Source organism: Bacillus sp. BHET2, assembly GCF_005938125.1.
Classification (GTDB): Bacteria; Bacillota; Bacilli; order Bacillales; family Bacillaceae_B; genus Rossellomorea.
The window spans coordinates 1,230,766-1,243,685 of record NZ_VCQN01000001.1 but is presented as its reverse complement, the minus strand read 5'-3'; the positions used below and the strand labels follow the sequence as shown (position 1 = coordinate 1,243,685).

Genomic DNA, 12,920 nt, shown 5'->3' with positions numbered 1-12,920 from the left:
AGAATAGTGAATTTTGGCCGGGTTTCTACGGCAATGGTTACACCATTTGACCGTAAAGGAAATATTGATTTTGCAAAGACGACCCAATTGATTCAGTATTTGATCGACAATGGATCAGATTCGTTAGTGGTAGCAGGGACCACGGGTGAGTCGCCTACTTTAACGAAAGAAGAGAAAGTTGCATTATTTCGACATGTCGTAAAAGTGGTGGATGGTAGAGTGCCAGTGGTTGCTGGAACTGGAAGCAATAATACACATTCTTCTATAGAGCTTACAAAGAAAGCAGAAGAAGCGGGCGTAGACGCCATTATGCTTGTGGCTCCTTATTATAATAAACCTAGTCAGGAAGGGATGTTTCAGCACTTTAAAGCTATTGCAGACTCAACCGCCCTCCCTATAATGCTGTACAATATTCCAGGTCGTTCAAGCGTTAATATATCTCCTGAAACGATCATTCGACTCTCGGAGTTGAAAAATATCGTGGCTGTTAAAGAAGCAAGTGGTGACCTTGATAATATGACAGAGATCCTTTCTCATACGTCTGACGATTTTATGCTTTATAGTGGTGATGATGGACTTACATTACCTGTATTATCCATAGGGGGTACGGGGATCGTTTCCGTGGCGTCCCACGTGATCGGTAACGAAATGCAAGAGATGGTATCCCTTTTTGCAGGGGGAAAAACTCTAGAAGCAGCCAAGCTTCATCAAAGGCTGCTTCCGATCATGAAAGGGCTGTTTACAAGTCCTAATCCTACACCTGTAAAAACGGCCCTCCAAATCAAAGGTCTTGACGTGGGCTCGGTACGCCTACCTTTAATTCCGCTTACCGAAGTAGAACGAGCTAAATTGTCTCATTTACTACAGACTTTATCTTGATTGGAAACATAAACGGGCAACACATTTACTATGTCGTCTAACCTAATTGAATATTCGCTAAAGAGTAGACTGTGAAGGATTACTTCACAGTCTTTTGACGTTTAGAGGTCCTTGTTAAGTGTCATCCATAATAATCTTAAGCATATGATGCTTGCACCACTCGAATACCGATATAATTTACACATACAGAAGAAGGATTTCCTCGCCCTGTATCGAAATAGTAACGTAGTATAAAAGATTGTAGTCTTTTTCCTAATCTTGATAAGGGTAGGATAAATTTGGTTGTAATCCCAAAATATTATCAAGTATAATGAACATAACTGATTGAAGATCGGGGAAGGCACAGCATAGGAGGACATAACAGTGGGTAAGTCTAAGAATGAAAGTATTAAGATCATTCCTCTAGGAGGAGTGGGAGAAATAGGGAAGAACATGTACGTGATTGAAGTGGATCAGGAAATATTCGTGATAGACGCAGGACTGATGTTTCCTGAAAATGAAATGCTCGGAATTGATATCGTCATCCCGGACATTCAATATTTAATCGAAAATAAGGATCGTGTGAAAGGTATTTTCTTGACTCATGGTCATGAAGACAGCATCGGTGCGATTTCATATGTATTAAGTAAAATTAAAGCGCCTGTCTATGGTACACGATTGACAAATGCACTGGTAAAGGCAAGGTTGAAAGATGAAAATATCCGTGAAGATGTGAAATTTTTCACTGTCCACTCTGATAGTCACCTCAATTTTGATGGAGTGAATGTAACCTTCTTCAAAACGACTCATAGTATTCCCGATTCTGTAGGAGTGTGCATACATACCTCAGAGGGCGTCATCGTTCATACGGGGGAATTTAAATTTGACCAATCTGCCAAACATCTTTATAGACCCGATCTAGGGGTGATGGCACAAATTGGAGAGAAGGGTGTCCTTTGCCTATTATCAGACAGTACAGGCGCCGAGAGACCCGGCTATACTACCTCTGAGGCAGTGATGGAGCAACAGATAACTAAATCAATACGTACAGCCTCTGGAAGGGTGATTGTAGCGTGCTTTGCCTCGAACTTAATCCGCCTTCAACAAGTTTTTGATGCAGCAGAACAAAATAATCGAAAAGTTGCTGTAGTGGGTAAGAGTTTAAAGAGAGTGTATGATGTAGCTTTGAAACTCGGCTATCTTCACGTTCGGGATGAAATGATCATTGGAATAGATGAAATTGGAAACTATCCAAAAGATGAAATTCTCATCATAGCTACAGGAACACAAGGCGAGCCCTTTGAGGCCCTTCAGCGCATGTCTAAACGCTCCCATCGTCTAGTTAATATTGAAGAAGGAGATACTGTTCTAATAACCGCTACTCCTTCACCAGGTATGGAAGTGATCGTTGGTAAGACAATCGATATGCTTTACCGTGCTGGAGCAGAAGTATTAACTTCTTCTAAAAAGGAACAGGTATCGGGTCATGGAAGCCAGGAAGATTTGAAATTCATGTTAAATATCATGAAACCCAAGTACTTTGTACCGATACAGGGTGAATATAAGATGCTAGTTGCCCATACTCAAGTGGCACATGACACAGGCCTTCCCTATAAGCAAATTTTTATTTTGGACAAGGGGGATGTACTCCAATACAAAGACGGCAAGATGAGGATGAGCGGACGTGTACAGGCTGGAAATGTTCTCATTGATGGTATCGGTGTTGGAGATGTTGGGAACATCGTCCTCCGGGATCGAAAATTATTATCAGAAGACGGTGTTTTCACCGTTGTCGTTACCATCAATCGCAGATCCAAATCGATTGTTGCAGGACCTGAAATCATATCCCGTGGATTCGTTTATGTCCGTGAGTCGGAGGAATTGATTGGAGAAGCAGGAGGCATCGTGACGGATGTGGTACATTCATACCTACAAAAGGGATCATTTGAATGGACATCCATCAAACAGGATATCAGGGATCAGCTTAACTACTATTTGTTCAACAAAACAAGAAGAAGACCTATGATTTTACCGATCATCATGGAAGTATAATCCATGAGGCTGTTTGTTTAAGAGTGTTTAAACAAACAGCCTCTTTTTATATCGCTTTGGTCCGCATGGGAAAGTATAAAGTATGAAAACACTCCATTAATAAAATAATAACAAGAGAATGGGAATGAAAAGGAGATGTTTTCATGGAAGAAAATCATTTATCGATGCAGGACCAGCCAAACAAAGGACAGGATGATAATAAAGATAAGCCATCAGGACTGATGGAGAAAATTCAACAATTAGGACAAACCAACGTCCCGCAGCTATCTCAGGATTCAAATATCCATTGTTTAACGATCGTGGGTCAGATAGAAGGGCATATGCAACTTCCACCGCAAAATAAAACGACAAAATATGAACACGTCATACCCCAGTTAGTTGCCATTGAGCAAAATCCTAAAATAGAGGGATTGGTGGTCATTTTAAACACTGTAGGAGGTGACGTAGAAGCAGGACTGGCTATTTCAGAAATGATTGCTTCACTCTCTAAGCCTACCGTTTCAGTCGTGCTCGGAGGAGGTCACAGTATCGGTGTTCCGATTGCCGTATCATGTGATTTTTCATATATCGCGAGCACAGCTACCATGACGATTCACCCTGTTCGATTAACGGGACTAGTCATCGGAGTACCCCAAACATTTGAGTATCTTGATAAGATGCAGGAACGGGTGGTAAGCTTTGTTACTAAACACAGCAACATCACTGAAGAAGATTTTAAAGACCTCATGTTTGCAAAAGGCAATCTTACAAGGGATATTGGAACAAATGTGGTGGGGGACGATGCAGTGGGATACGGTTTAATAGACGGTATTGGTGGAATAGGGAAGGCGATTAGAAAGATCAATGAGCTGATAGAAATTAAAAAGCAAACTGATCACCAAGAGGGGCTGGTTCAATGATTCTTTATACTGTTGTTCCAAATGACCTTGTTTATCCGACAGATGAAAGTGAATTCAGTGGACAAATGATGATGGAATATCAAGGTGTCCCACTTCTTGTTCAACAGGAAGAAAATAAATATCGAGTCATAAGAATCATGAGTAGCGATCCTGCACACTACCTCAATGATCAACTATGCCCAGGGGAATTTATCAACAATTAAGTGATAAAGATGATTTTCCCGAAATAGTGGTTATGCTATAATATTACTGGAAGAGTAGATTAACATACGATACAGTCCCGGGAAGGGTCTGACACCTTAGGCACGCGATTTGCCCCCGAGGGTCAGCCCTTCCTTCATCTTTAAGTACATAACTTGATAGACTTCAATAGAATTTAGGTGAATTAGATTGGCAAAAAAGAAAAAAAGAAAAAAGCGGTCGGCAACGAGCTCGACTTTAAAACAAACAATAAAATATGAAATTACCGGATTGATACTAGCTGCATTAAGCTTAATTTCCATCATAGAGCTTGGGGCTGTAGGGAAGGCATTAGTTTATTTCGATCGATTCTTTCTTGGGGAATGGTATATGGTGGCGCTTCTCTGGATGCTGTACGTCGCTCTTTACCTTATGGTTAAACGGGAGATACCCATGTTATTTAGTCGCAGATTGTTAGGTGTATATATCATCATAGCCAGCTTCTTGCTCTTAAGTCATGTGAAATTATTTGATTTACTTTCTAATGATGGATCATTCGACAATCCAAGTGTCATTATGAATACATGGGATTTGTATTGGATAGATGTTACTGGCGAAACGAGTACATCGGATCTTGGTGGTGGTATGATAGGGAGCATTCTATTTGCCGTTTCTTACTTTCTCTTCGATTCACAAGGAGCAAGAATCGTGAGCGCTACATTCATAATGATCGGAATCATATTAGTGACGGGAAAATCCATTGGTGATGTACTTGGGAGAGCGGGTAATCGCTTTGGCGCATTCATTAGTGGCCAATGGGCAGCATTTAAACAGGACATGAGTGATTGGAAGGAAGACCAATCCAAGAAAAAAAACATAAAGGAACAGAAAAAGAAAGAGAATCCACAGAATAAAGAAAAAGTGACCGAATCACTTCTTCCACAAGAAGATGAATCGAGAGAACCTATCATCTCGAATTTCGCTGAAAGGGCATATGGTGGAACACAACCTAAAGAAGATATTTCCTCTTCTGCTGCTGGCGTGAATGAAGAAAAAGAGGATACTTCACAAAATTCAAACCAAGGGTCAGGAGTAGAAGAAGAAAAAGCTCCACCGATTACCTTTACTGAAGTGGAGAATAAAGATTATAAACTCCCTTCTATTACGTTACTGAAGAGTCCAAGAAAAACAGATCAAAGCAATGAATACCAATTGATACATGCCAATGCTGCCAAATTGGAAAGAACGTTCCAAAGCTTCGGGGTGAAAGCCAAAGTTACCCAAGTTCACTTGGGTCCCGCTGTCACGAAGTATGAAGTGCATCCAGATGTGGGAGTGAAAGTCAGTCGTATCGTTAATCTGAGCGATGATTTGGCATTGGCCCTTGCGGCGAAAGACATCCGAATCGAAGCACCGATCCCGGGTAAGTCAGCGATCGGTATTGAAGTCCCTAACTCCGAGGTGGCAATGGTCTCCTTGAGGGAGGTACTCGAGGCGAAAGAACAAAATAAGCCGGATGCCAAACTACAAATCGGATTAGGACGAGATATCACTGGTGAAGCGGTACTGGCAGAGCTTAATAAAATGCCTCACTTACTTGTCGCCGGTGCTACAGGGAGCGGGAAGAGTGTGTGTATTAACGGTATCATTACAAGTATACTTATGAGGGCAAAACCACATGAAGTGAAACTTATGATGATTGATCCGAAAATGGTTGAGCTTAATGTATATAATGGAGTCCCCCATCTCTTAGCACCTGTTGTCACTGATGCTAAAAAAGCGTCTCAGGCATTAAAAAAGGTTGTAAATGAAATGGAACGCAGGTATGAACTTTTCTCTCATACAGGAACAAGAAATATTGAAGGATACAATGACTATGTCAAAAGACAAAATAGTGAGAATGAAGAAAAACAGCCTCTGCTCCCATATATTGTGGTGATAGTGGATGAGCTGGCTGATTTGATGATGGTAGCCTCAAACGATGTCGAGGATGCCATCACTAGACTGGCCCAGATGGCCCGAGCAGCTGGAATCCATCTTATCATAGCCACGCAGCGCCCATCTGTAGATGTTATCACGGGTGTCATTAAGGCGAATATACCTTCAAGGATTGCGTTTGCTGTATCTTCTCAAACCGATTCCAGAACGATTTTGGATTCCGGTGGAGCTGAAAAACTATTAGGCCGTGGAGATATGCTTTTCATGCCTGTAGGAGCCTCTAAGCCAACTAGGGTCCAAGGCGCCTTCTTGTCGGATGAAGAGGTAGAGGAGATCGTCGATTTCGTTATCTCACAACAGAAGGCCCAATATCAAGAAGAAATGATACCGGATGAAATTCAAGAGGATGAAAAAACCGGGGAAGCGGAAGATGAATTATATAATGATGCTGTACAGCTCATCGCAGAAATGCAAACCGCATCTGTATCCATGCTTCAACGGAGATTTAGAGTTGGCTATACGAGAGCAGCCAGACTGATCGATGAAATGGAAGTAAGGGGAGTTGTGGGGCCATATGAAGGAAGTAAGCCGAGAACCGTCTTAATCGGCAAGCCTTCAGAGGAGCAAAGTTCATAAAAAAAAGGTGTGTTACCCTATTCGAAAAAGGAGCGGGGTAACACACCTTTTTTATGAAAAATAAAGGATGATAAATCCGTTTTAGCTTCTATGAAAGAAAGTTATCTTAGTTTATCCACGAATGTGTTATACTATTAAAAGCGTTTACAAATGTAATGGTAATGAATTGTCTATGTAAAATTTGAAAATGAATCACACTATTTTTGTTAAAAATAAGTTAAAATATCCCATGTAAACCCATTCATAAAGATATTATTACTACTTATTGGAAAAAAAGATTTTAAATTGTCATTCTAATCATTTTTTTCGACAAAATCACGCAATACTATTTATTTATCAAAAGAAAAGTGTTATAGTATTTTCGATTAGTAGGAAAGATATACATCAGAGGTCTGATGTCTTGAGAAAATTTGGTGGTGGTTCCAGTGACAATAAAAACAGACAATAGGCATTTATACTTACAAGTTATTGATCGTTTGAAGAAAGACATCGAAGCGGGAATATACAGAGAAAAAGAGAAACTCCCGTCCGAATTTGATCTTTCCAAACAACTTGGTGTAAGTAGGGCGACTCTTAGGGAAGCTCTCAGAATTCTTGAGGAAGAAAGTGTTATCGTACGACGTCATGGTGTAGGTACATTTGTAAACGCCAAACCGCTCTTTACTTCTGGTATTGAGCAATTAAACAGTGTAACCAACATGATTAAACAGGCTGGTATGGAGCCAGGGACCATTTTCTTAAGCTCGACAACTCAAGAAGCTACTGAGGATGATGTGAAAAGGTTTACTTGCAATGAAGAGGAAGACGTGATCCTGATCGAACGTGTTCGTACTGCAAACGGGGAACCGGTTGTGTACTGTGTTGACAAAATTCCTGAGAAGATCTTGCCAAGGAACTTTACCCATGAAGATAATTCGATTTTCACCGTTTTAGAAAAACGAGAGAATAAAAGAATTACTCATGCAGTTGCACAAATTGAACCGATGGGATATCACGATAAAATCTCCCCTATTCTCAATTGCGAACCAGAAACGGCTTTACTCGTACTAAAACAAATGCATTTTGATGAAAACGATGAACCGATTCTGTACTCAGTAAACTATTTCAGATCAGACAAATTTAGCTTCCACGTATTAAGAAAGCGTGTATAACAACAATCCATCTTTCTACTAATTTATTACAATATTAGGGGGTACTCTAGGTGAAAAAACGTAAATTCGGTTTAGCGTTGTCATTTGTTCTAGCTGCAGGTACATTATTAGGTGCTTGTGGAACAAGCGAGGACAAAGAAGGTACATCTAGTGGTGAAGGTAACAACAAAGAAGATCAATTCACCGTAGCGATGGTTACAGATGTTGGTGGAGTAGATGATAAATCATTCAACCAATCTGCTTGGGAAGGCCTGAAAGCATTTGGTAAAGAAAATGACATGGAAAAAGGTAAAAAAGGATTCGACTACTTACAATCACAATCTGATGCAGACTATGCTACGAACTTAAACACATTAGCTCGTCAAGACTTTGACTTAGTATATGGTATCGGCTTCCTTATGGAAGGTGCAGTAAACGATATTGCACAACAACAAAAAGATTCAAAATTTGCAATCGTTGATGCGGTTGTAGATCAGCCAAACGTTGCAAGCATTACGTTTAAAGAACAAGAAGGTTCGTTCCTAGCTGGAGTAGCAGCAGGATTAGCAACAAAGACAAACAAAATCGGTTTCATCGGTGGAATGGAAATTCCAGTAATCGAACGTTTCCACTCTGGCTTCATCGCTGGTGTGAAAGCGGTTAATCCCGATGCTGAAATCGTTGCAGATTATGCAGGTGCATTTGATAAAGCGGAACTTGGACAAACCATCGCTTCAAAAATGTACTCTCAAGATGTAGATGTGATTTTCCATGCAGCAGGCGGTACTGGTAACGGTCTATTCAAGGAAGCACGTGACTTAAAAGAAAAAGATCCTTCACGCGAACTATGGGCAATCGGGGTTGACTCTGATCAATCAGCAGAAGGTAAAGTTGGAGATCATAACATTATCTTAACTTCTTCATTGAAGCGTGTTGATAATGCGGTTATCGATCTTTCAAGCAAAGCGCAAGATGGTAAGTTCCCAGGTGGAGAAGTTATCTCTTACGGCCTTAACGAAGATGGCGTTGGACTAGCTCCTCTTAATGAAGAGCTTTCTAACAAAGACGAAGTAATGGCGAAAGTTGATGAATGGAAAGAGAAAATCAAGAGCGGGGACATCACTGTTCCAGAATCTCTTGATGCGGCTAAATCATTCTCAGCTAACTAATTGAACAGGGATAAGGGGATCAATGCAAGCCGGTCTCTTATCCCTTTTTTTAGAACTAAAAGTTGTTTGACATGTGAATGGTGAGTCTATAGTCTTGTATTCTTCTATTCAGCAAAAAACAAAATATAGGCCAACAGGACTAAAAACTTTAATTGAAGTATAGAAACTTCTTTCTATCTTTCATTTAGAGTTTTAAACGGGGGAAACCCTTTTTTTCTAGAGTTTCAAGGTCTGACCTCTAACTACTAGATAAATATCCCTAGCCTATGCAAGGAGTGAATAGCAATGGATTATGTAATCGAGATGTTGAATATTCGTAAAGAATTTCCTGGCATCGTAGCAAATGATAATATTACCCTCCAGCTCAAAAAAGGTGAAATTCATGCGCTTCTTGGTGAAAATGGAGCAGGTAAGTCTACATTGATGAACGTATTGTTCGGACTTTACCAGCCTGAGCAAGGAGAAATTCGTGTAAAAGGGCAGAAAGCAAATATCACAAACCCTAATATCGCGAATGATTTAGGAATTGGGATGGTCCACCAGCATTTTATGCTTGTTGATACATTCACTGTAACAGAGAATATCATACTTGGAAGAGAACCTAAGTCTGGTGCAACAGTCGATATTAAAAAAGCAGAAAAGGATATTCAAGAAATCTCGGAACGATACGGTTTAAAGGTCAATCCTTCTGCAAAGATTTCTGAAATTTCAGTAGGGATGCAGCAACGTGTAGAGATATTAAAAACTCTATACCGTGGTGCTGAGATCCTGATTTTCGATGAGCCTACGGCTGTATTGACACCACAAGAAATTAAAGAACTTATCCAGATCATGAAAACGCTCATAAAAGAAGGAAAGTCCATTATATTAATCACTCACAAACTAAAAGAGATTATGGAAGTGTGTGATAATGTAACCGTTATCAGAAAAGGGAAAGGCATCGGGACAGTCAAAGTTTCAGACACTGATCCGAACCACCTTGCAAGTCTGATGGTTGGACGCGAAGTAACGTTTAAAACAGAGAAAAAGGAAGCGAACCCTGCTGAAAATGTACTTGAAATTCGGGATCTGAACGTGAAAGATCACCGGAATGTATCAGTTGTTAAGGGTTTGGATCTCGAAGTAAGAGCCGGAGAAATCCTTGGTATTGCCGGGGTTGATGGTAACGGACAAAGTGAATTGATTGAAGCTATAACGGGTTTACACAAAGCAGATAGTGGATCAATCAAATTGAACGGAAAAGAAATACTTAATATGAAACCTCGTCAGATTTACGAATCCGGAGTAGGTCATATCCCACAAGATCGACATAAGCACGGGTTAGTGTTGGATTTCCCTATTGGTGAAAATATGGTACTTCAAACCTATTACCAGAAGCCTTATTCTAATAAAGGCGTACTAAGTTATAAAAATATTTATAAGCAAGCAAAAAAACTCATATCAGAGTTTGATGTAAGAACCCCTTCTGAATTCACTCTTGCCCGTGCGCTATCCGGCGGAAATCAACAGAAGGCGATCATCGGCAGAGAAGTGGATCGTGATCCAGATTTATTGATTGCGGCTCAACCGACACGGGGCCTTGATGTTGGCGCAATTGAATTTATTCACAAACGCTTGATAGAGCAACGTGATAACGGGAAAGCAGTTCTATTACTTTCATTTGAACTAGATGAGATCATGAATGTTAGTGATCGCATAGCCGTTATTTATGAGGGACAAATTGTCGCTATCGTGAATCCAAAGGAAACAACCGAACAAGAGCTTGGACTTCTTATGGCTGGCTCGAAAAGGAAGGAAGCGGGGGAGAACGCACATGTCTAATCGATTAACAAATATATTAATCCCGGTTATTTCAGTCCTTTTAGGTATCATCGTCGGTACCATTATCATGCTTGTCAGTGGATACGATCCGATTGCAGGATACTCTGCCCTATGGAATGGGATTTTCGGTGATATTTATTATGTAGGTGAGACCGTTCGTCAAGTCACACCATACATTTTGGCAGGTTTAGCCGTTGCCTTTGCATTTAGAACAGGTTTATTCAATATTGGGGTAGAAGGGCAATTGATTGTAGGCTGGCTCGCTGCTGTCTGGGTAGGGATTGCTTTTGACGGGTTACCTAAGTTGATCCATTTACCACTTGCCATTATTGCAGCAGCATTAGCTGGGGCCCTATGGGGATTCATTCCAGGATTACTTAAAGCAAAATATCGGGTACATGAAGTCATTGTAACGATCATGATGAACTATATTGCACTTCACGTAGCAAATGCAATTATCCGTGATGTGTTAACAGAACGTAAAGATCGAACAGATTATATAGCAGAAACGGCTTCATTGAAGTCCCCCTTCTTTGAAAGCTTGACGGATTATTCACGTCTTCATTGGGGTATATTCGTTGCCCTTGCGTGTGTGTTCATCATGTGGTTCCTATTAGAAAGAACGACTCGTGGATATGAGTTACGCTCCGTAGGTTTTAATCAGCATGCTTCTCAATACGCAGGAATGAACGTGAATGGAAATATCATTCTCTCAATGGTTATTTCCGGAGCGTTTGCAGGACTTGCAGGAGCTATGGAAGGACTTGGAACATTTGGGTATGCTTCAATTAAAGGAGGGTTTACAGGGGTTGGATTCGACGGGATCGCTGTGGCTCTTTTAGGAGGAAATGTAGCAATTGGTGTTGTGTTCGCTGCTCTTCTTTTTGGAGGACTTAAAGTGGGTGCTCTGAATATGCCACTAGAAGCAGGTATTCCAAATGAACTGGTAGACATTATTATTGCCCTTATTATTTTCTTTGTAGCATCTGGTTATATGATTCGATATCTTATTCAACGATTTAGTAAAAAGGGGGTGAAATAAGTGGGCTTTTTTGATATCTTAACAATCCTCATCCCATCGACATTACTCTGGGCGTCACCACTTATTTTCACTGCTTTAGGCGGAGCTTTCTCAGAACGATCTGGTGTAGTGAATATCGGGCTTGAAGGATTAATGGTCATTGGAGCATTTTCAAGTATTGTATTCAATCTTGCATTCGCAGATACGTTTGGTTCAGCGACTCCCTGGGTGTCTTTAATCATTGCAATGATAATGGGAGCGGCATTAGCAATCCTTCATGCTGTTGCGTCAATTACATTCAGAGCTGACCAAGTTGTTTCTGGTGTAGCAATCAACTTACTAGCGATTGGTTTGACACTATTCTTAGTCAAACGCATTTATGGTAAAGGTCAAACGGATATTATTTCCGAAGGTTTCGGTAAAGTCGATGTACCATTGCTTCACAAAATTCCGGTCATTGGAGATATTTTCTTTACCAACACATATTGGCCGCCGTTCGTAGCGATTCTAGTTTCCTTTATTGTATGGTTCATCATGTTTAAAACCCCATTTGGACTTAGACTGCGTTCTGTGGGTGAGCATCCGATGGCAGCAGATACAATGGGGATTAATGTGACAAAAATGCGCTATATGGGAGTCATTATTTCTGGTGCTTTTGCAGGGGTCGGAGGGGGAGTTTATGCTCAATCGATTTCATCAGACTTTAGCCACGCCACAATAAGCGGTCAAGGTTTCATGGCCCTTGCAGCGTTGATTTTCGGTAAATGGCATCCACTGGGAGCCATGGGAGCGGCTTTATTCTTTGGATTCGCTCAAAGTTTGAGTATTATCGGATCAAGTATTCCTTTATTCGAAAATATTCCTAGCGTATTCTTGTTGATCGCACCTTATGTGTTAACCATCCTGGCCCTTACAGGATTCATCGGTCGTGCTGACGCACCTAAAGCACTCGGAACACCTTATATTAAAGGAAACCGTTAATTGAATATCAAAAAAAGGATATCCCGACATTTAATTCGGAGGTATCCTTTTTTTTACAAGAAGATTGTTCTAAAGTTCCCAAAGGCGTGAAGTACTTTGCGAAGTACTTTATTGGGTGAAACAAACGAAAATTCTTTTGGATATGTAGGCAAAACATAAAGGATGTTCCACCTGCATATAATGGTTTACTCCATGGGTATTTTTCCAGGAGTGGAAGATGCTTGAAATCAATAAC

Annotated in this window: 10 protein-coding genes; all 10 read left to right on the top strand. The window is 40.6% G+C overall.

Translation table 11 applies throughout. The annotated features are described in order from the left end of the window. The first annotated feature begins 3 nt into the window (after positions 1 to 3). The 10 genes from dapA (at position 4) to FGG79_RS06330 (ending at position 12,685) form a co-directional block, all read left to right on the top strand. A complete protein-coding gene (gene dapA / locus FGG79_RS06375; RefSeq protein ID WP_138777636.1) occupies positions 4 to 879 on the top strand; it encodes a 4-hydroxy-tetrahydrodipicolinate synthase in 876 nt (291 codons plus the stop codon). 363 nt (positions 880 to 1,242) lie between these two features. After that, entirely contained in the window at positions 1,243 to 2,910 is a 1,668-nt protein-coding gene (locus FGG79_RS06370; protein ID WP_138776883.1) for a ribonuclease J, read from the top strand. A 164-nt stretch (positions 2,911 to 3,074) separates the two neighbouring features. Further along, entirely contained in the window at positions 3,075 to 3,809 is a 735-nt protein-coding gene (locus FGG79_RS06365) for a ClpP family protease (RefSeq protein ID WP_138777634.1), read from the top strand. Beyond that, positions 3,806 to 4,012: a YlzJ-like family protein gene (locus FGG79_RS06360; protein ID WP_138776882.1), complete on the top strand. Its 207-nt coding sequence runs from the start codon at positions 3,806 to 3,808 to the stop codon at positions 4,010 to 4,012. The genes FGG79_RS06365 and FGG79_RS06360 overlap by 4 nt, the downstream gene beginning before the upstream one ends. Positions 4,013 to 4,199: 187 nt before the next feature. Next, positions 4,200 to 6,563, top strand: a complete 2,364-nt coding sequence (locus tag FGG79_RS06355; protein ID WP_138776881.1) for a DNA translocase FtsK — start codon at positions 4,200 to 4,202, stop codon at positions 6,561 to 6,563. A gap of 425 nt (positions 6,564 to 6,988) precedes the next feature. Then, entirely contained in the window at positions 6,989 to 7,714 is a 726-nt protein-coding gene (locus FGG79_RS06350; RefSeq protein WP_138776880.1) for a GntR family transcriptional regulator, read from the top strand. A 50-nt stretch (positions 7,715 to 7,764) separates the two neighbouring features. Then, entirely contained in the window at positions 7,765 to 8,862 is a 1,098-nt protein-coding gene (locus FGG79_RS06345) for a BMP family lipoprotein (RefSeq protein ID WP_138776879.1), read from the top strand. A 285-nt stretch (positions 8,863 to 9,147) separates the two neighbouring features. Continuing rightward, positions 9,148 to 10,683 carry an ABC transporter ATP-binding protein gene (locus FGG79_RS06340; protein WP_138776878.1) on the top strand — a complete coding sequence of 512 codons (1,536 nt, stop codon included), beginning with the start codon at positions 9,148 to 9,150 and terminating at the stop codon, positions 10,681 to 10,683. Continuing rightward, positions 10,676 to 11,725, top strand: coding sequence for an ABC transporter permease (locus FGG79_RS06335; protein WP_138776877.1), 1,050 nt, complete (start codon positions 10,676 to 10,678; stop codon positions 11,723 to 11,725). The genes FGG79_RS06340 and FGG79_RS06335 overlap by 8 nt, the downstream gene beginning before the upstream one ends. Next, on the top strand, positions 11,726 to 12,685 hold the full coding sequence (locus tag FGG79_RS06330) for an ABC transporter permease (RefSeq protein ID WP_138776876.1): 960 nt from the start codon (positions 11,726 to 11,728) through the stop codon (positions 12,683 to 12,685). It begins immediately after the preceding gene. The last annotated feature ends 235 nt before the right edge of the window (positions 12,686 to 12,920 follow it).

Coding starts and splice junctions, on each gene's coding strand:
- FGG79_RS06365 (WP_138777634.1), top strand. CDS start 3,075: ATGCAGGACCAGCCAAACAAAGGACAGGATGATAATAAAGATAAGCCA.
- FGG79_RS06360 (WP_138776882.1), top strand. CDS start 3,806: ATGATTCTTTATACTGTTGTTCCAAATGACCTTGTTTATCCGACAGAT.
- FGG79_RS06340 (WP_138776878.1), top strand. CDS start 9,148: ATGGATTATGTAATCGAGATGTTGAATATTCGTAAAGAATTTCCTGGC.
- FGG79_RS06335 (WP_138776877.1), top strand. CDS start 10,676: ATGTCTAATCGATTAACAAATATATTAATCCCGGTTATTTCAGTCCTT.